Here is an 18,868-nt window from a genome sequence, read left to right as displayed (position 1 = left end):
ATTGATGGTCTATTATCCATCTCATTTCATTTGTGCGGCATAAACCGTGCAGACAAATAACGAAAGACATCCTGTGGACAAACTCAAAATCTCTGCCAACGGCCCCCTCAACGGCGAAATCATCGTATCCGGCGCAAAAAACGCCGCCCTGCCGCTGATGTGTGCCGGTCTGCTGACTTCCGGCACTTTACGCTTGAAAAACGTACCTATGCTCGCCGACGTCAAAACCACCCAAAAACTGCTGCAAGGCATGGGCGCACGCGTTTTGACCGACAACATCTCCGAATTTGAAATCAACGGCGGCACCGTCAACAACACCTGCGCACCTTACGAGCTGGTAAAAACCATGCGCGCATCCATCTTGGTTTTGGGCCCGACCCTCGCCCGCTTCGGCGAAGCCCAAGTCAGCCTGCCCGGCGGTTGCGCCATCGGTTCGCGTCCGGTTGACCAACACCTCAAAGGCCTCGAAACCATGGGTGCGGAAATCACCATCGAACACGGCTACGTCAAAGCCAAAGGCCGTCTGAAAGGCACGCGCGTTACCATGGATGTCGTAACCGTCGGCGGTACCGAAAACCTGCTGATGGCGGCCACGCTCGCCGAAGGCACCACCATCCTCGAAAACTGCGCCATCGAGCCCGAAGTCGTCGATTTGGCCGAATGCCTCGTCAAAATGGGCGCGAAAATCAGCGGCATCGGTACAGCAACCATGACCATCGAAGGCGTAAAAGAGCTGCACGGCTGTGAACACAGCGTCGTTCCCGACCGTATCGAAGCCGGTACCTTCCTCTGCGCCGTCGCCATGACCGGCGGCAAAGTCGTCCTGCGCAACGCCGCCCCCAGAACCATGGAAGTCGTATTGGACAAACTGACCGAAGCCGGCGCCATCATCGAAGCCGGTGACAACTGGATTTCCATCGACATGCAACAACGCCCCAAAGCCGTGGACATCCGCACCGTCGTCCACCCAGGCTTCCCAACCGACATGCAGGCACAGTTTATGGCCATGAACGCCATTGCCGAAGGCAGCAGCCGCGTAGTGGAAACCATTTTTGAAAACCGCTTCATGCACGTTCCCGAACTCAACCGCATGGGCGCAGACATCACCACCGAAGGCAACACCGCCTACATCAAAGGCGTGGAAAAACTCTCCGGCGCCGTCGTGATGGCAACCGACCTGCGCGCCTCCGCCAGCCTCGTCATGGCCGGCTTGGTCGCAGATGGCGAAACCATCGTCGAACGCATCTACCACCTCGACCGCGGCTATGAATACATCGAGAAAAAACTCGGCGGCGTAGGCGCAAAAATCGAACGCGTACGCGGTTGATTCCATACGCAGCCGATAAATAAAGGCCGTCTGAAAACAAAATCTAGCAAACTCGCTATGCTTGTTTTCAGACGGCCTATCTACTTGTGAAATAAAAAGCAGGTAATAAGATAAAAAATAGGATTTTTCGATTAGTAAACACTCAGAAAACCCACCTTCCAATCTTTTCAAAATTAATCTGGTTTATATAAACAGCATCATTAAAGCAGTAGAAAAGCCGATAATTATCCACTACTAATCCTCCATATAATCAATATACATTATGAATGATTCATCACACACAACAAAGAAACGGATAACCCGTTATGGCCATAAACTATGTTTCTTTATTGCCATTTTCATTTGGATTTGTTCCTTATTTCAAAATGTATTTACTTTTGGAAAAGAAGGACAATATGAGGGATTTTTTGTTCTAATTATTGGAACAATATTTGGACCTGGTTTAGGACACATTGGATATTTTGCTGTTTATGCAAATTATATTTGGTTCATTTTAATATTCATATCTCTTATCCGACCGCAAGCAAAAAAATTTATCTTTACTTTGCATGGATTATTATGGGTTGTGGCGCTACTTACATTTACCTTAAACGAAGTAATTGTGAATGAAGCAGGAGGACATGCAAAACCAACTTACGGATTAGGATTGTATTTATGGTTTACAGCGTTTTTATTGACAACCATCGCAGAATTTCTAAAACAGCGTATTTATCAAAATTTGAAAGAAAATACAAAAAGAATAAAGTAACAACAAATACTCCTGTATACTTTGAATTACTCCTGTATACTTTGAATCAAGATTCAAAATCTCATTGTAGAAGGAAGCCTTATGAAACCTTTTATCTTGCTATTCGGTCTCTGTGCCGCTTTATCATTAACCGCCTGCAACAAGGAGAAAAACGTGTACGAAGAATATGGCTTTAAAGAATCGGATTTCCCCACCTATAAACTGCCGAAAGGAGATGCTCCTCCAAAGGATGTCAAAATTAACCCAAACCGTAAAGAACATTATCAAGCTGTGGTTAAAATTAAAGATGCGCCTCTAGCTTTCCAAATTGTGACGGGAGATGAACTTTACCAATCGGAAAACTGTAAATATGTAACCAATCGTTGGGTAGGTGCGACAACGTGGCCTCAATACCGAAAAAAACTGGAGTTGACTAAAATTGATAATAATACATATGCTACAGACTTTTATTCGGATACTCCTTTAGATGAAGATTACTATGGGGAAGGCGTATGTAAATGGCAGTTTTTAAGTGCTGCCATAGTAATGGAACCAACAGGAAAAGATAAGCGAGAAACAGCTTTGATTGTCCGTATTGATTCAGAAGATTTAAAAAAACTGACTGCGCAAAATCCTGAATTAATCGTTAAGCATGAATATCAGAAAAGTAATTTTCCAATAGCAAAAGATTTGAATTTTGAAGATGGTTGGTCTGATGATGGTAGCTCTATAAAGAGTGGATTAGTTGTCGCTCCAGAAGATAAATTTTCAGTTGAATTGATATTGAGAAAGGTTGAAAAATGAGAGCATTGAATAGTCAGGATTTTGCCCTGCTGTCTGATCACATTTATGGGAAGAAAGATAAAAACGATGAAGTAAAACTAGTTTTTGATAACGAAAAAAATAAAGAAATAACTTTAAACGGTATTAAATATGCTGTCGAGAAAATCAGTGACAATCCCAAAAATGGTTATTTTGGTGCCATTTACCGTCGCTTAGACACCAACGAGTTAGTAGTCGTCCACAGAGGTACGGAGTTTGAAACACGCCAAGACCGAGAAGCCGATATGCGCATGGTCAAAGATCATACTAACCCGCAATATAACGATGCAAAATTATTGACACAAGAAGCCGAAAAATTAAAAAACGGAAAATATAAGAATGCCTCAATCTATCAAACAGGTCATTCACTAGGAGGAGCACTTGCCCAACTATGTGGTAATCGTTATGGCCACCGTACCGAAACTTTCAATGCCTTTGGTGCAGCAGGCTTGAAAGAAGCTCTCCCAATCAATCCTTTGGCAGACAGATTAATCATCAATCACCGCATGGGTGGAGACTATGTCTCGTCTGCAAGCAATCATTTAGGCAGGAGTATTTTGTATACTACAAAAAACGAAGTAGATAATCTGCGTAAAGGCGGCTTTAACACACAAGATCCGTCAGATGACAAATTTTTGGCCAATGCAGGTTTCAGAATGCCTTCAAGTTGGGGTAATTGGGGTAGTGCATCAGATTTATATACTTCTCATGCTGTTAGCAATTTTACGCACGAACATGGTTTGTCTGTTTTATCCCCAAAATCCCCTGCTCATAAACTAGCTGAAAATAATATGGCAATGATTGGGCGGTTTAACAATTATGTAAAAGAAGAAATTCGCAAATCCCCTGATAAATTTGAAAAATATATCAATCTTGCAGACCGTTTTATTGCAGAAAACCAACCGCAGTATTCAAATCCCTATGAACAACAGAATCGTTCTCAATACGCCTTTTTAGATCCACAAATAAATGCTAGCAAACTACAAAACATTTCGCCTGAAACCCAAAAGCTCTTCAATACTGCAATGGTGCACCTAACGACGTATCATAAGACAAACAATCTGCCTATTGATGATGAAAAGCTGCAAAATTCCGCGATGGCACTTACCGCCTTGGCTCAGTCAAAAAATATCACTGATCTTACTTTATTTAGTGTAAAAAACGACCAGTATCTAATCGGGAACCGAAATCCTACATTAAATCTTGCCTCTATGGATATAGGACTATCTTCATCTATTCCCGTGGAAAAGAGCTTTAATCAAATCCAGCAAACGGCACAACTCTCTGAATATGAAGAGCAACAAAAACAATTAGCACAATCTCAATCGCGTGGAATGAGCATTGGGTAACAATCTTTCTGCCAAGTCTCAAAAGGCCGTCTGAAACACCGGCAATCGGGTTTCAGACGGCCTTTGCGTATTGTTTTGCGGTATAATTCCCGACATCTTTATCCATTGTTTTTAAAAGCACAAACCATGACACGCAAAATCCTTGTCACTTCCGCGCTGCCGTATGCCAACGGCAGCATCCACCTCGGCCACATGGTCGAACACATCCAAACCGACGTTTGGGTACGCTTCCAAAAACTGCGCGGCCACGAATGCTACTACTGCTGCGCCGACGACACCCACGGCACACCCGTGATGCTTGCCGCTCAAAAACAAGGCATTGCGCCTGAAGACATGATTGCCAAAGTGCGCGAAGAGCACCTCGCCGACTTTACCGGTTTCAACATCGGCTACGACAATTATTACAGCACCCATTCCCCTGAAAACAAACAGTTTTCCCAAGACATTTACCGCGCACTGAAAGCTAACGGCAAGATTGAGAGCCGCGTCATCGAGCAGCTTTTCGACCCTGAAAAACAAATGTTCCTGCCCGACCGCTTCGTTAAAGGCGAATGCCCGAAATGCCACGCCCAAGACCAATACGGCGACAACTGCGAAGTCTGCGGCACGACCTATTCCCCGACCGAACTGATCAACCCGTATTCCGCCGTTTCCGGTGCCAAACCCGAATTGCGCGAATCTGAACACTTCTTCTTCAAACTGGGCGAATGCGCCGACTTCCTCAAAGCATGGACTTCCGGCAACAACCCGCACGACGGCAAGCCCCATCTGCAACCCGAAGCCCTCAACAAAATGAAAGAATGGCTGGGCGAAGGCGAAGAAACCACCCTGTCCGATTGGGACATCTCCCGCGACGCTCCATATTTCGGTTTTGAAATCCCCGACGCGCCGGGCAAATACTTCTACGTCTGGCTGGACGCGCCCGTCGGCTACATGGCGTCGTTTAAAAACCTGTGCGACCGCATCGGTATCGATTTCGACGAATATTTCAAAGCCGACAGCCAAACCGAGATGTACCACTTCATCGGCAAAGACATCCTCTATTTCCACGCCCTGTTCTGGCCCGCCATGCTGCATTTCTCCGGCCACCGCGCTCCGACTGGCGTGTACGCACACGGCTTTTTGACCGTGGACGGACAGAAAATGTCCAAATCGCGCGGCACCTTCATCACCGCCAAATCCTATCTGGAACAAGGCCTAAACCCCGAGTGGATGCGCTACTACATCGCCGCCAAACTCAACAGCAAAATCGAAGACATCGATTTGAACCTGCAAGACTTTATCTCGCGCGTCAACAGCGACCTCGTCGGCAAATACGTCAACATCGCCGCCCGCGCCTCAGGTTTCATCGCCAAACGCTTTGAAGGCCGTCTGAAAGACGTGGCCGACAGCGCATTGCTGGCAAAACTGACCGCACAAAGCGAAGCCATTGCCGAATGCTACGAAAGCCGCGAATACGCCAAAGCCCTGCGCGACATCATGGCCTTGGCAGACATTGTCAACGAATACGTTGATGCCAACAAACCTTGGGAACTGGCGAAACAAGAAAGCCAAGACGCACGCCTGCACGAAGTATGCAGCGAGCTCATCAACGCCTTTACCATGTTGACCGCCTACCTCGCCCCCGTATTGCCGAAAGTGGCCGAAAACGCCGCCAAATTCCTGAATTTGGAAGCCATCACTTGGACAAATACACGCGAAACATTGGGCGAACACGCCATCAACAAATACGAACACCTCATGCAACGAGTGGAGCAAAAACAAGTGGATGATTTGATCGAAGCCAACAAACAAAGCATCGCCGCCGCAGCCGCGCCTGCCGCCGAAGAGAGCAAATACGAAAAAGTCGCCGAACAGGCCAGCTTTGACGACTTTATGAAAATCGACATGCGCGTCGCCAAAGTATTGAACTGCGAAGCCGTCGAAGGCAGCACCAAACTTTTGAAATTCGACCTCGATTTCGGTTTTGAAAAACGCATCATCTTCTCCGGCATCGCCGCGTCTTACCCAAATCCAGCCGAATTGAACGGCCGCATGGTCATTGCCGTCGCCAACTTCGCCCCGCGCAAAATGGCAAAATTCGGCGTATCCGAAGGCATGATCCTCTCCGCCGCCACGGCAGAGGGAAAACTGAAGCTCCTCGACGTTGACGCAGGCGCACAGCCCGGGGATAAAGTGGGCTAAGGCTTATATCAAATCTTAAGGAGAAACCATGTTAAACCTTTCCGCACCGGTACTTAAAGAAATTGAGTTGCTTCATGATGCAGGCTTATCGGTTGGCGCTATTATTACAGTGTTGCGTCTGAAGTTTCCAGTAGAACTCCATGATCGGGAGGACAAACAAATTGAAGAAGCCGTGCTTCTCATGATCAATCCGCCACGAAAAGCACCTTCTCTTTCCCGCTAAGGTAGCGATACCGGTTGAAAGGTAAATTTGGTTATTCTTTAAAAAAGGCCGTCTGAAACTTTCAGACGGCCTTTTTATTTATCCAAACACTTATTTTTGTTAAAACTTTATCTCAACAATTCATCGGTAACGCGTTGCAGAAACTCGATACGCTCGGGTTTGGCTTCGCCTGATTCGGCAGCGGCTTTGACGGAGCAGCCGGGTTCGGCGCGGTGGGTGCAGTTGTGGAAACGGCATTGGCCGATAAGGTGGCGCAGGTCGGGGAAGTATTGCAATAAATCGGCGGCTTGGAGATGGTGCAGGCCGAATTCTTGCAGGCCGGGGGAATCGATGAGTCGGGTTTCTGCGTTTAAATCGTACAGTTGGGCGTGGGTGGTGGTGTGTTTGCCGGAATCGAGCGCGGTGGAAATGTCGCCGGTTCGGGCGGCTTGGTTGCCGAGTAGGGCGTTGGTCAGGGTGGACTTGCCCATGCCGCTTTGTCCGAGCAGGATGTTGGTTTGCCCTTCTAAAATGGGACGCAGGATGTCGGCGTGTTCCAATGCGTTGGTTTCGACCACTAAATAGCCGAGTGTTTCGTAGAATTTGAGTTTCTCGCGCCATTGGGCGGTTTCGGGGAGGTCGGCTTTGTTGAGGACAATGACGGCGTCGATGCCGGCCGCTTCTGCCGCGAGGAGGGCGCGTTGCAACAGGGCTTCGCTGGGTGAGGGGCTGGCGGCGGTTACGATGAGCAGTTGGGTAACGTTGGCGGCAATCAGTTTGGTTTTCCACGCGTCTTGGCGGTAGAGCAGGCTTTCACGCGGAAGGTAGTCTTCAATCACGACTTGTTCGCCGTTGATGGGGCTGATGCGGACTTGGTCGCCGCAGGCGAAATCAACGCGTTTTTTGCGGGTGGTGGCGTCATATGTTTGGCCGTCGGGGGTGCGGACGATATAACGGCGGCCATAGCTGGTAATGATTTGGGCGGTATCGGTCATGATGGGGTTTATTGTTTGGAATGGTGTGATTGTACCGAAAGTCGGCTATGGCCGTCTGAAAACTTGTTTGCACCTTTTAACTTTCTTTGGCTTGGTTTTTTGGTGTTTCTGCCCTATATTTGCAATGTATTTGTTTTCAGGAGATTTTTTTATGGATTTCAGTCAGTTGCTCAATCAGGTTTTGGGTGCGGCTCAAAAAGGCGGCAAAGCGGTGGCGGACAGCCCGCTCAATTCTTTCGGCGGCGGCGCACTGACGGGTGCTTTGGCATCAATGCTGTTGAAAAAGAAAAATACGAAGAAGCTGGTCAAGGCCGGCTCGGTCGCTGCTTTGGGTTTTCTGGCTTATAAAGGCTATCAAAACTGGAAACAAAACCGCCAACAGGAAGAATTGCCGCAAAGTGCGTTCCAACCTGCCGGCCTGATTGGTGAAAACCACAGCCGTGTGATTTTGCAAACGATGATTGCGGCGGCGGCTTCAGACGGCCTGATTGACGATGCGGAACGCGCGGCCATTGAGCGTGAAAGCGGCAACGATGCGGAAATGGCGGCATGGCTGCAGGCTGAATATGCGCAACCGGCCTCTATCGAGCAAATTGCTGCTTCTGTCGGCAGCGACGAGGCTTTGGCAGCCGAAACTTATCTGGCGGCCAGATTGGTCTGTGCGGACTTGTCGCGCAAGGAAATCGTGTTCCTGAGCCGTTTGTCCCAAGCTTTGAATTTGGACGACCAGCTGGTCGAAAGTTTGGAAAAACAGCTCGAATTGGCTTAAGCTTGATTTAAAAGGCCGTCTGAAACCTGATTTCAGACGGCCTTTCGACTTAATTTCAGAGTAAAATAACCCTTTCGACATATTAAAGGCTGTCTGAACATGAATAAACTTTTTTCCACATTCAAAACGTTTTTAGCCGCTTCGTCCGTCTTGGTATTGGCTGCCTGTCCGAGCGGCAACGCGCCGCAATCCAAACCTTCTACGCAGGGTCAAAATACGGTTTCACATACTGCACCCAAACCGAAAGCCACGGTTGCGCTGGCTTTGGGCGGCGGCGCGTCCAAAGGCTTTGCCCATATCGGTATTATTAAAGTTTTGAAAGAAAACAATATTCCGGTCAAAATTGTTACCGGTACATCCGCCGGCTCGATTGTCGGCAGTATGTACGCTTCGGGAATGTCGCCCGACCGCCTCGAATTGGAAGCGGAAATTTTGGGTAAAACCGATTTGGTGGATTTGACCTTGTCCACCAGCGGCTTCATCAAAGGCGAAAAACTGCAAAACTACATCAACCGCAAAGTCGGCAACCGTCCGATACAGCAGTTCCCCATCAAATTTGCCGCCGTTGCGACCGATTTTGAAAGCGGCAAACCGGTGGTGTTCAACGTGGGCAATGCCGGACAAGCCGTCCGCGCTTCCGCTTCGATTCCGAACGTATTCCAGCCTGTTGTCATCGGCAGCCGCAAATATGTAGATGGCGGCCTGTCGCAACCCGTACCGGTCAGCGCGGCGAAAAAACTGGGCGCAAACTTCATCATTGCCGTCGATATTTCCGCCCGTCCGGCCAAAAACGTCAACCAAGGCATGTTCTCCTATCTTGACCAAACCTTCAACGTAATGAGTCAAACTGCGTTGCGCCAAGAATTGGGACAAGCCAATGTGGTCATCAAACCGCAGGTTTTGGAGCTGGGTTCGGTTGGCGGTTTCGACCAAAAACAACGCGCCATCCAATTGGGCGAACAGGCTGCACGCGCCGCCCTGCCTGAAATCAAACGCAAACTGGCGGCATATCAGTATTAATCATCCGCCGTTTGAACAGGCCGTCTGAAAGTATGTTTTTCAGACGGCCTTTCTTGTGCAAATCTGCTAAAATCACGCGTTTCCTACAAATCATAAAATCCTAAAAAAATGAATATCTTTTACGAAGAGTCTGGCCAATTCAAAGTTGCCTCCATCGTCCAAAAAAACGACGCCACCTACCAAGTCGATACCCAACACGGCAAACGCACCAAAGTGAAGGCAAACAATGTCTTTGCCGAATTTGACGGCGATATGGCGGCGTTTTTGGAGAACGCGCAGGCACAGGCGGCGGACATCGACACCGATTTATTGTGGGAAGTATGCGGCGAAGAGGAATTTACCGCTGAAGCCATCGCCGAAGAATATTACGGCCACACGCCGACCAAAACCGAGCTGGCGGCGACTTTGATTGCGCTTTACGCCGCGCCGATATATTTCTACAAAAAAGCCAAAGGCGTGTTCAAAGCCGCGCCCGAAGAAACTTTGAAACAGGCGCTTGCCGCCATCGAACGCAAAAAACAGCAAGACGCGCAAATCGACGCTTGGGCGGAAGCCTTAAAACGCGGCGAGATGCCGTCTGAAATCGCGGCGGATTTGAAAACCATCTTACACGCGCCCGATAAGCAGTCGCTGACCTACAAAGCCTTTACCAAAGCCGCCGACGCGCTGAAAATCTCCGCCTACGAACTGGCGAAAAAAACGGGCGGCATTACGTCCATTCCCCAATACCTACAAGACGGGTTTGAAATCAAATACTTCCCCAAAGGAACAGGCTTCCCCGACCTTCCGCTTCCTGAAATGCCCGACTTATCCAAGGCTGATGTTACCGCCTTTTCCATTGACGACGAATCGACTACCGAAGTGGACGATGCTTTAAGCCTGACCGATTTGGGCAATGGCATGAAACGTGTCGGCATCCACATCGCCGCGCCGTCGCTTGCCATTAAACAAGGCGACAAAATGGAAAAAAACATCATGGAACGCTTGAGCACGGTCTATTTCCCCGGCGGCAAAATCACCATGCTGCCTGAAAACTGGATTGCCGCGTTCAGCCTTGATGCAGGCGTATACCACCCTGCCGTCAGCATTTATTTCGATGTGGACGGCGAGTTCAATGTCGGCGAACCGACCTGCAAAATCGAAGCCGTCAACATCGCCGAAAATCTGCGCATTCAAACCATTGAGCCGCATTTCAACGCCGAAACCGGCTTGGACGAAGCGGGCGAAATGATGTTCGCCCACCATCAAGACCTGATTTGGTTCTATCAATTTGCCATCGCCCTGCAAAAAGCACGCGGCAAATACGAGCCCGACCGTGCGCCGCAATACGATTACAGCATCGAATTGGATGAAGAAGGCAACGTATCCGTCGTCCGCCGCGAACGCGGTTCGCCTATCGATACGCTGGTCAGCGAGATGATGATTCTTGCCAATAGTACTTGGGCGCAAATGCTGGACGAAAACGAGCTGCCCGGCCTTTTCCGTGTCCAACCGGCAGGCAAAGTGCGCATGAGCACCAAATCCGAGCCGCACATCGGCATGGGCGTGCAGCATTACGGCTGGTTTACCTCGCCGCTGCGCCGTGCCGCCGACTACATCAACCAAAAACAGCTGATCAGCCTGATCGACGATACTGCCGAGCCGCTGTATCAAAACAGCGATGCCGAGCTTTTCGCCGCCTTGCGCGACTTTGATACCGCCTATACAGCCTACGCCGACTTCCAACGCCAAATGGAAGCCTACTGGAGCCTCGTATACCTGCAACAGCAAGGCACGAGCGAGCTAACGGCCACCATCCTCAAAGAAGACCTCGTCCGCATTGAAGGCCTGCCGCTGGTAACGCGCGCGACCGGTATTCCGTTTGATGCACTGCCAAAATCGCAGGCATTGTTCAAAATCACTGAATTGGATGCCGAGAAGCAGTTTATCGCGCTCAACTATCAAAAAGCCGTTTTACCGGGCTGATAACGTTATTCCGTTTGAAAAAAGGCCGTCTGAACGCAGAAACAGAAATCTTTGATTTCGTTTTCATCCCTGTTCAGACGGCCTTCATCATCTAAAAATGCTACAATTCCCCTTTTCTGCCCATCATTTCAAACCATGAAAAAAAACGCCCCCCAATCCTTTGAAGAAGCCTTATCCCGCCTCGAAACCCTGACCCAAGCCATGCAAAGCAGCGAAATGCCGCTGGAAGACGCTTTGGCCGCCTATCAGGAAGGCAACGAATTGGTCAGATACTGCCAAACCAAATTGGCGGAAGTCGAGCAGAAACTGCAAATCTTGGATGCCGGCGAACTGAAGGAGTTGAACCTTGAACCCGGAGAATGAACTCAAAACATGGCAGCAAAAAGCCCAAGCGCAAACCGAATTGCTGCTGGCGCATTTCTTGCCGTCTGAAAGCCAAGTGCCGCACACGCTGCATGAAGCCATGCGTTACGTTACCCTCGGCGGCGGCAAACGGCTACGCCCGCTCTTGGTGCTTGCTGCGTCCGAATTGGGCGAAGCAAACCAAAATGCCGTCGAGCAGGCGATGGCGGCCATCGAAATGGTGCACGTCTATTCGTTGGTTCACGACGATATGCCGGCGATGGACAACGACAGCCTGCGCCGCGGCAAACCGACCTGCCATGTGCAATACGATGAAGCAACCGCCCTTTTGGTCGGCGATGCGCTGCAAACCCAAGCCTTTGATGTACTGAGCCGTCCGACCGGCCTGCCTGCCGAACGCCAGCTTGCTATGTTGTCCACACTGGCCCAAGCATCCGGCAGCCTCGGTATGGCGGGCGGACAAGCCATCGACCTTGCCAATGTCGGCAAAGCCATGAATCAGGCCGAATTGGAACAGATGCACAGCCTCAAAACCGGCGCACTCATCCGCGCGGCCGTAGCCTTAGGTGCACTTTCCTGCCCGGACTTAACACCGGCGCAAATCCAAACCTTAGACCACTACGCCGCCAAATTGGGCCTGGCTTTCCAAGTGATCGACGATGTATTGGACTGCGAAGCCGATACCGCCACCTTGGGCAAAACAGCCGGCAAAGACTCGGACAACGACAAACCGACCTACGTCAAACTGATGGGCCTGCACGCTGCGCGTACTTACGCAGAAACGCTGATTGCAGAAGCCGTTGCCCTGATCGAACCATTCGGCGACAAAGCCCTGCGCCTGCGCCAACTGGCCGAGTTTGTTACCGCACGGAAAAACTAAACCTGCAAATAAATAAAGGCCGTCTGAAACCTGATTTTGGGTTTCAGACGGCCTTTTTAACAGCCTGAGACCTTTGCAAAAAAGCCTTTCCTCCAACAGCCGAAATCTAAACACAGGTTTTCGACTGTTTTTGTTTCAAATATCCACTGATTCTACTCAAATACCCCCTTAATTATCCTTGTATACCTGATTAATCAGGCATCCGAGCCGCCTTTTAGGCGCTAACAGGCGCACTTAGCCTGTTAGCCGCTTTCAACAGTTTCAAACACATCGCCTTCAGATGGCTTTGCGCACTCACTTTGAGCAGACCAAAATAGGCTGCCCGTGCATAGCGGAATTTACGGTGCAGCGTACCGAAGCTTTGTTCGACCACATAACGGGTTTTCGATAAATACCGGTTACGTTTGGTTTGTGCTTCCGTCAGCGGACGGTTGCGGTGGGCTTTGCGCATAATGCCGTCCTGCAACTGGTGTTCTTTCAGATGTTGTCGGTTTTTCGCACTGTCATAGCCTTTGTCGGCATAGACGGTCGTACCTTTGGATAGTCCTTCCAACAAAGGCGACAGGTGTTTGCACTCATGGGTATTGGCGAGGGTGATGTGCAGTTTCTCGATATAGTCTTCCGCATCGGTGCGGGTATGTTGTTTGTAACCGAGTTTGTAGATGCCGTTTTTCTTTGTCCAACGGGCATCTTTATTTTTGCTCAGTGTGGTTTGGCCACTAACTTGTCCTTCTTCATCGACTTCTATGGCCTGACGCTGTTTGCTGCCGGCGGTCTGGATAATGGTGGCGTCAATGACGGTGGCGGATGCTTTCTCTATTTTTAGGTTTTTTTTCGGTCAGTTGGCGGTTAATCAGTTCCAGCAGTTCAGACAGGATTAAAACGTCGTCTGAAAATCGACAATTCGTTTTCAGACGACGTTTTATGAGAAATTCAGCAAATCCCTTTCATCTTCCCCAAAAAATCAATCTCCTCACTCGTTCCTTCCTTCTTCCCCCGCCAAACCGTGCAGCAGCAATCCCAATATATCCTGCGGCAGCTTTTGCGGCGCAGCGGCATAAAGCGCGGCCAATTGCGGGTGGCGCATCAATATATCTGCCTGTCGGATGAACAGGTCGATGAGTTCCACCGGCAAATCGGGCTGAATCAGGCGGCGTTGTTGCAGGGTATGAAAGAAACCGCGCATAAAGGCGTATTTTTCTTCGTTCAACTCATGGAAAAACCGCTCCAGCTCCAAATTGGTGTTTTCTTCGATGTCGCGCAGGAAGGCGGCGGAATAGAGTTCTTCAAACGATTGTTTTTGTAGGGCGAACACGGCTTCGGCGGCTTCGCGCAGGTTGCATTGCCGTGCAAGCAGCGCCTCAAATTCGGCACGGACGCGGTTTTTCTGTTCGGTAACGATTTCCTGCAAGAGCGCGTTTTTGCCGCTGTAATATTTGTAAAAGGTAACGCGGCTGACGGCGGCCTCGGCACAGATTCCGCCTACGGATACGGCGGCAAAGCCGTGTTCGCGGAACAGGCGGCGGGCGGTGTCGGCGATGGTTTGTTGTTTGCTGGCGGTCATGACGGTAGGAAGCTTTTAATTTTGTTCATAAAGGGTTTTTATTAAAGTTATCCGCAAGTCGGATACTCATCATATTTCCCCACGGCGGCAATGGCAATACAGCGGCGTTTCAGACGGCCTCTTTCCTTATCCCTCCGCTCCACCCTATGGATGAGGGCTGTCGGATGCTTAGCAAGCCAAATTCATAAAGGCCGCAGAATCGCCCTCCCCCAACCTTCTCCCGCCGAACGGGAGAGGGAATTGTTTTTTAGATGGTTCACTATAAAAAGGGGGGATGTAAAGTGAATGATAAACACTTGCATTCCTGTTTTTTGTTTTTTATACTTTACATTAATAGTTTGTTTTATGTAAATGTGTAAACAACAAATATTTGCATACTGTCGGAACGGTTGGATTGCCTGATGTTCAATCCGCCCCGACGTATGCCGTCTGAAAGGATAAGGAAATGCAGAAACCCGCCCTCCGCCGCCTGCCGCTGCTGCTTGCCGCCGCTTTCGCCTCCGAATGGATTTATGCCGCTGATGCGGCGCAAGATGCGGAACAAGTGCAGTTGGAAGAAGTCGTCGTCACCGGCGAACGCACCAACCGCAGCGGCTTTGAAACCGCCACGTCCAACCGCGTTTTCACCGCGCCGAACATCGACCGCAGCGGCCACAATCTTTCCGCAACCGACCTGCTCAAACAGACCGTGAACACGGTAGACTTGGGCAGCGGCAACGATTTGCCGACCGTGCGCGGCGTGGACGGCTCCGGCCCCGCCACCGGCGCAGTGGCGTTTTTCGCGGGCACGCGGCCGCGCCTGAACCTGTCCATAGACGGCCGATCCGCCACTTACAACGAATATGCCTTCGGCACGCAGTCGCTGTGGGACATGCAGCAGGTGGAAGTCTTGCGCGGGCCGCAAAGCCATGTGCGCGGGCAGAACGCGGTGGCGGGCGCGGTGGTGATGCGTTCCAAAGACCCGACCGACGAATGGGAAGGCGCGCTGCGCTTGGGTTTGGGCAACCAAAAAACGCGCAACATCGCCGGCGTAGTGTCCGGTCCGATTGTGAAAAACAACCTTGCCTTCCGCTTGAGCGCGGAACGGCAGCAGCGCGAAAGCTACGAGCCGTTCGTGTCCTATGAGCCGACCGGCAACCCGCGCCGTGTGGAAAACACCAACGTGCGCTTCAAACTCCTGCTCACGCCCGAAAACCATCCCGATTTTTACAGCCGCCTGACGCTGAACCACATCCGTTCGCGCGCGCCGCAAAACGAAATCATGGGCAACACCGCCAGCCGCCGTTTTTTAAAAGAAAAGCCCGTGTTCGTAACCGGCTCGACATCAGGCATCTGGGACGTATCGTGGCAGCTTAACGACTATCTGAAACTGGAAAACAAACTGGTTTACGGCCGCTACCACAACGAGCGGCTGCACCTGCCGATGACCGTCAGCCCGCAAGGCGTGCCCGCCGAACTCAAAGGCCGCGAACTGCAATGGGAGCCAGTATTGCATTTTTCCAACAAAGGCCGTCTGAAAGGCCTTGCCGGACTGCACTACTTCCGCAGCAAACAAGACGAATGGGTGGATATCCGCAGCGTCGGCGGCCGCAACACCTTTGACGACCGCAACAGCGTGCGCGCCCTGTTTGCCGAAACCACATACAGCCCCAGCGAAAAATGGGACATCACGGCTTCCGCACGCCTCGAAAAAGAAACGCACAAACGAAGCGGCGGCAGCGGCGCACTGCACCTTGATTTAGACAAAGGCCAGACTGTGTTCCTGCCCAAAATCGACATTGCCTTCAAACCCACCGACCAATGGGTCAGCGGCATCAAAGCCGCGCGCGGCTACAACCCCGGCGGCGCGGGCATCACCTTCGGCCGCCCCGTTGTAACCTACACTTATGAGCCCGAATATGTGAACAACTACGAGTGGTACACCCGCTGGCGCAGCGCAGACCGCCGCCTGCAACTCTCCGGCAACCTGTTCCTGAACCACTACCGCGACATGCAGCTCCCCTTCTATCTCGGCACCAACTCCGTCGTCATCCGCAACGCCAAAAGAGTCCACACCTACGGTGCAGAACTCGCCGCCGACTGGCAGGCAACCGACAGCCTGAAACTCACCACCGGACTGGGGCTACTCAACACCAAAATTAAAAGCTATCCCGACACTGGCATCGAAGGCAACAAACTCGGCCGCGCGCCCAAATACACCGCCAACATCGGCGTGAAATACCTGAACGACAAAGGCTGGGAAGCCGGCGGCGACGTGCGCTTCTACGGCGGCTACTACTCCGCTGCCAACAATGCCGAATCAGGCAAAATCGGCGCATACAACCAAGTCAACCTCTACACCGCCTACAACTTCAAACAAGGCCACGTCTCGCTCTATGCCGATAACGTGTTCAACCGCCGCCACCCCATATTCATTTCCAGCGCCGACCGCCAAGATGCACTCTACCAACGCCCCAGAAGCGTAGGCGTGAGCGCGGAATGGAAGTTTTAGGCGGGGCTGAAATGATGGAGGCCGTCTGAAACTATCGTAGGTCGGGGATCAATGCCCTACCTACGGTTACTGGAATAACGCAGGTCGTCTGAAACGGCCGTAACAACCGATTATCGTCATTCCCGCGCAGGCGGGAATCCAGAATGAAGCCTCGAAGGTACTTCTTTATCCGATAAGTTTCTATACGGATAGGTTTGGATTCTCGCCTGTACGGGGGTAGCGAAGCGGACTTGCGTAAGCTAATGACGGCACAAGAAGTCTAATCATCAATATCCAACCTGCGCCTGCTCCCCAAAAACATCCAAAGGAATCCCATGCACTACTTCACCCCCGCCAAAACCCTGCCCGAAGGCACCATCTACCTGACCGACCTGACCTACGTCGCCGACTTCGCCGACTGGCTGGCCGAATTCAAAACCCTGTTAGACCAAAACCGCCGCTTCGCCACCGTCTGCACCCCCATGCGGCGGCAGGTGAGTGACGAACAGCGCATTGCCGACCGCAAAACCTACATCGAATGGATAAAGGCACACCGGCCGCAACTCGCCGAACGCTGCGCCGCCATGCTCCTCATCGAACCCGACGCGGCGCAACTGGCGTTCTTCCGCGAACAATCGTCCAAACTCGCTCCCGCGCTGGGCGTGAACTACATCGTCGAAGCCGACGAGCAAACAGCCCTGCAAAAGGCGGAAGAAGCGTTGAAGGCCGTCTGAAAAAGACTGCAAACACCGATAGCGGTTTTTCGGCCGCAAATCGGCTGCACACGCTTGATTTTTTTATTTTCAGACGGCCTTTACCTTCACATGCTCCGCCCCAAGGAAAACCAACCCATGCCGCAAACCCCCGCATCCCCCGCCCCGCGCGACTGGCTGCTGCTTATCGGCGGCAGCACCTACAAATTCACGCTGACCGGTTTTTATCTGGTCGCGCTGGTCGCTATTTTGAAAAACCACGGTTACAGCCTGAACCAACTGAGCTGGATACATTTAATCGGCGGTATCGAAGCGGCGAAGGTGTTGTTTGCCGCGCTGATGGAGCGGCGGCCGGCGGGGCGGTTCGGACGGTTTCGCGGCTGGCTGCTGGCGGCGACGCTGGGGCTTTCGGCGGTGTTCGGGCTGATGGCCTGCACCGACATGACACGGAATTTCCCGCTGCTTCTGGCCTGCTGCGTTTTGCTCTCGGCAATGTCGGCGGTGTACGGCTGCGCGATGCTGGGCTTGTCGTGCATCGTCCTGCCACACCGCGAACGCGGTTTCGGCGGCGTGATTCAAACGATGGCGGCGCGCGGTGGCAAGATGATCGGCGGAGCGCTGGTATTGTGGCTGTATCAGGAATACGGGCAGACGGCAGCGGCGGGCTTTATGCTGGCGTTCACCCTGCTGATGCTGCTGCAACTCTTGTGCTACCGTGAGCCAGAAAGCCCGACGGCACAAGGCGGTTTGACGGCATTGGCGGCACGGCTGGTCTCCTTTTGGAGGCAGCCTGAAACGGGCTGGCGGTAGCTGGTTTTGCTGTTTACCGTTGCCATACCGTATGCGTTTGCGGCGGCGACTTTTGTGCCCAAGCTGGCGGATTTGGGCTTCTCCCCGAAACAGACGGGCGGGATTCTGGCGGTGGGTATTCCCGTTGCCTGCCTGATTGTTACTCCGCTATCGGGCTGGTTTTCGCGCAATTATCCGCGCCGCAAACTCGTGTTCCTGCTCTACGCGCTGCAACTGCCGCTGTTGGCGTCCATGACCGCCATCGACGCGCTCGCCCGCGTCCACCCTTGGCTGCCGCCCGCGCAAATCATCGCCCTGAGTCTGAGCTACACGCTGCTGCTGCCGGTAATACTGGCGTTGGTGATGGACAAATCCGACCGCGCCACCGCCGCACTCGACAGCAGCCTGCAATTCTCCGTCGTCCTGCTCGGCAGTTACGCGGCCGGTTTCGCCGCCCTGCGGCTGGCCAAGGCGGTCGGCTATGCCGATGCGTATTGGGCGGCGGTGGGTCTGGCCATATTGGCGGGCGGGCTGCTGTATGCGTGCCGAGGCCTGTTTGATTCAAACGAGCCGTAAGACTCAAAGCAAGGCCGTCTGAAAACTGAACTGGCCCCCAAATCTTGGACACTCATAAAAGCCTATTCAGGCACTTTGTGTAAGCTGGGTTCTATATGCGACAGGACTCAGCTTTTTCAATTTCAAACTGCAACGCTCCCGGTTGTAGTAATC

General features: G+C 51.7%; 16 protein-coding genes and 2 pseudogenes. 14 read left to right on the top strand and 4 right to left on the bottom strand.

What is annotated here, in order from left to right:
* The first annotated feature begins 73 nt into the window (after positions 1-73).
* From murA to ACTHTQ_RS09655, 6 genes are all read left to right on the top strand, one after another.
* Positions 74-1,327, top strand: coding sequence for a UDP-N-acetylglucosamine 1-carboxyvinyltransferase (murA, locus tag ACTHTQ_RS09680; protein ID WP_295709466.1), 1,254 nt, complete (start codon positions 74-76; stop codon positions 1,325-1,327).
* Between the two features lie 262 nt (positions 1,328-1,589).
* Positions 1,590-2,075, top strand: coding sequence for a hypothetical protein (locus ACTHTQ_RS09675; RefSeq protein WP_049328770.1), 486 nt, complete (start codon positions 1,590-1,592; stop codon positions 2,073-2,075).
* Between the two features lie 81 nt (positions 2,076-2,156).
* The gene (locus ACTHTQ_RS09670) at positions 2,157-2,858 is read left to right on the top strand and encodes a hypothetical protein (RefSeq protein ID WP_049328771.1); all 702 of its coding nucleotides are present in this window, start codon (positions 2,157-2,159) and stop codon (positions 2,856-2,858) included.
* Positions 2,855-4,225: a lipase family protein gene (locus ACTHTQ_RS09665; RefSeq protein WP_440363781.1), complete on the top strand. Its 1,371-nt coding sequence runs from the start codon at positions 2,855-2,857 to the stop codon at positions 4,223-4,225. Before ACTHTQ_RS09670 ends, ACTHTQ_RS09665 begins: the two co-directional genes overlap by 4 nt.
* A gap of 126 nt (positions 4,226-4,351) precedes the next feature.
* Positions 4,352-6,409 carry a methionine--tRNA ligase gene (metG, locus tag ACTHTQ_RS09660; protein ID WP_440363780.1) on the top strand — a complete coding sequence of 686 codons (2,058 nt, stop codon included), beginning with the start codon at positions 4,352-4,354 and terminating at the stop codon, positions 6,407-6,409.
* Positions 6,410-6,437: 28 nt separating this feature from the next.
* Positions 6,438-6,632, top strand: coding sequence for a virulence regulator (locus ACTHTQ_RS09655; RefSeq protein ID WP_263339574.1), 195 nt, complete (start codon positions 6,438-6,440; stop codon positions 6,630-6,632).
* Between the two features lie 107 nt (positions 6,633-6,739).
* Here the strand turns inward: ACTHTQ_RS09655 and rsgA are convergent, their stop codons facing one another.
* On the bottom strand, positions 6,740-7,606 hold the full coding sequence (gene rsgA, locus ACTHTQ_RS09650) for a ribosome small subunit-dependent GTPase A (protein ID WP_440363779.1): 867 nt from the start codon (positions 7,604-7,606) through the stop codon (positions 6,740-6,742).
* Between the two features lie 151 nt (positions 7,607-7,757).
* Between rsgA and ACTHTQ_RS09645 the strand changes: the two genes are divergently transcribed.
* From ACTHTQ_RS09645 to ACTHTQ_RS09625, 5 genes are all read left to right on the top strand, one after another.
* The gene (locus tag ACTHTQ_RS09645) at positions 7,758-8,375 is read left to right on the top strand and encodes a tellurite resistance TerB family protein (RefSeq protein ID WP_440363778.1); all 618 of its coding nucleotides are present in this window, start codon (positions 7,758-7,760) and stop codon (positions 8,373-8,375) included.
* Between the two features lie 99 nt (positions 8,376-8,474).
* A complete protein-coding gene (locus tag ACTHTQ_RS09640; protein WP_440363777.1) occupies positions 8,475-9,395 on the top strand; it encodes a patatin-like phospholipase family protein in 921 nt (306 codons plus the stop codon).
* A 108-nt stretch (positions 9,396-9,503) separates the two neighbouring features.
* The gene (locus tag ACTHTQ_RS09635) at positions 9,504-11,360 is read left to right on the top strand and encodes a ribonuclease catalytic domain-containing protein (protein WP_440363776.1); all 1,857 of its coding nucleotides are present in this window, start codon (positions 9,504-9,506) and stop codon (positions 11,358-11,360) included.
* Positions 11,361-11,495: 135 nt separating this feature from the next.
* The gene (locus ACTHTQ_RS09630) at positions 11,496-11,723 is read left to right on the top strand and encodes an exodeoxyribonuclease VII small subunit (RefSeq protein WP_440363775.1); all 228 of its coding nucleotides are present in this window, start codon (positions 11,496-11,498) and stop codon (positions 11,721-11,723) included.
* Positions 11,707-12,603: a polyprenyl synthetase family protein gene (locus ACTHTQ_RS09625; protein ID WP_254347188.1), complete on the top strand. Its 897-nt coding sequence runs from the start codon at positions 11,707-11,709 to the stop codon at positions 12,601-12,603. The genes ACTHTQ_RS09630 and ACTHTQ_RS09625 overlap by 17 nt, the downstream gene beginning before the upstream one ends.
* 214 nt (positions 12,604-12,817) lie before the next feature.
* Here the strand turns inward: ACTHTQ_RS09625 and ACTHTQ_RS09620 are convergent.
* Both ACTHTQ_RS09620 and ACTHTQ_RS09615 read right to left on the bottom strand, forming a co-directional pair.
* Positions 12,818-13,478, bottom strand: a pseudogene (locus tag ACTHTQ_RS09620) (IS5 family transposase); the annotation flags it as partial.
* A gap of 98 nt (positions 13,479-13,576) precedes the next feature.
* Positions 13,577-14,167, bottom strand: a complete 591-nt coding sequence (locus tag ACTHTQ_RS09615; RefSeq protein ID WP_440363774.1) for a TetR/AcrR family transcriptional regulator — start codon at positions 14,165-14,167, stop codon at positions 13,577-13,579.
* A 445-nt stretch (positions 14,168-14,612) separates the two neighbouring features.
* On the opposite strand from ACTHTQ_RS09615, the gene ACTHTQ_RS09610 reads away from it, so the two are divergent.
* From ACTHTQ_RS09610 to ACTHTQ_RS09600, 3 genes and pseudogenes are all read left to right on the top strand, one after another.
* Positions 14,613-16,658 (top strand): TonB-dependent receptor, encoded by a 2,046-nt coding sequence (locus ACTHTQ_RS09610; RefSeq protein WP_440363773.1) that lies wholly within the window; start codon positions 14,613-14,615, stop codon positions 16,656-16,658.
* 314 nt (positions 16,659-16,972) lie between these two features.
* On the top strand, positions 16,973-17,371 hold the full coding sequence (locus ACTHTQ_RS09605) for an extensin (protein ID WP_440363772.1): 399 nt from the start codon (positions 16,973-16,975) through the stop codon (positions 17,369-17,371).
* Positions 17,372-17,488: 117 nt separating this feature from the next.
* Positions 17,489-18,715: pseudogene (locus ACTHTQ_RS09600) on the top strand (MFS transporter).
* Between the two features lie 66 nt (positions 18,716-18,781).
* Here ACTHTQ_RS09600 and ACTHTQ_RS09595 read toward each other — a convergent pair.
* A partial coding sequence (locus ACTHTQ_RS09595) for an IS3 family transposase (RefSeq protein ID WP_153063788.1) occupies positions 18,782-18,868 on the bottom strand: 87 nt, incomplete at its 5' end.

Origin of the sequence: Neisseria sp. P0020.S003 (assembly GCF_051957095.1) — a bacterium.
Taxonomy (GTDB): Bacteria; Pseudomonadota; Gammaproteobacteria; order Burkholderiales; family Neisseriaceae; genus Neisseria; species Neisseria subflava.
Note: the sequence above shows the minus strand (reverse complement) of the source record. Positions and strands in the feature narration are given on the sequence as shown.

What these genes read in the sequence shown, in the direction of transcription:
- ACTHTQ_RS09675 (WP_049328770.1), top strand. Translation starts at nt 1,590, where the DNA reads ATGAATGATTCATCACACACAACAAAGAAACGGATAACCCGTTATGGC.
- ACTHTQ_RS09670 (WP_049328771.1), top strand. Translation starts at nt 2,157, where the DNA reads ATGAAACCTTTTATCTTGCTATTCGGTCTCTGTGCCGCTTTATCATTA.
- ACTHTQ_RS09665 (WP_440363781.1), top strand. Translation starts at nt 2,855, where the DNA reads ATGAGAGCATTGAATAGTCAGGATTTTGCCCTGCTGTCTGATCACATT.
- metG (WP_440363780.1), top strand. Translation starts at nt 4,352, where the DNA reads ATGACACGCAAAATCCTTGTCACTTCCGCGCTGCCGTATGCCAACGGC.
- ACTHTQ_RS09655 (WP_263339574.1), top strand. Translation starts at nt 6,438, where the DNA reads ATGTTAAACCTTTCCGCACCGGTACTTAAAGAAATTGAGTTGCTTCAT.
- rsgA (WP_440363779.1), bottom strand. Translation starts at nt 7,606, where the DNA reads ATGACCGATACCGCCCAAATCATTACCAGCTATGGCCGCCGTTATATC.
- ACTHTQ_RS09645 (WP_440363778.1), top strand. Translation starts at nt 7,758, where the DNA reads ATGGATTTCAGTCAGTTGCTCAATCAGGTTTTGGGTGCGGCTCAAAAA.
- ACTHTQ_RS09640 (WP_440363777.1), top strand. Translation starts at nt 8,475, where the DNA reads ATGAATAAACTTTTTTCCACATTCAAAACGTTTTTAGCCGCTTCGTCC.
- ACTHTQ_RS09635 (WP_440363776.1), top strand. Translation starts at nt 9,504, where the DNA reads ATGAATATCTTTTACGAAGAGTCTGGCCAATTCAAAGTTGCCTCCATC.
- ACTHTQ_RS09630 (WP_440363775.1), top strand. Translation starts at nt 11,496, where the DNA reads ATGAAAAAAAACGCCCCCCAATCCTTTGAAGAAGCCTTATCCCGCCTC.
- ACTHTQ_RS09615 (WP_440363774.1), bottom strand. Translation starts at nt 14,167, where the DNA reads ATGACCGCCAGCAAACAACAAACCATCGCCGACACCGCCCGCCGCCTG.
- ACTHTQ_RS09610 (WP_440363773.1), top strand. Translation starts at nt 14,613, where the DNA reads ATGCAGAAACCCGCCCTCCGCCGCCTGCCGCTGCTGCTTGCCGCCGCT.
- ACTHTQ_RS09605 (WP_440363772.1), top strand. Translation starts at nt 16,973, where the DNA reads ATGCACTACTTCACCCCCGCCAAAACCCTGCCCGAAGGCACCATCTAC.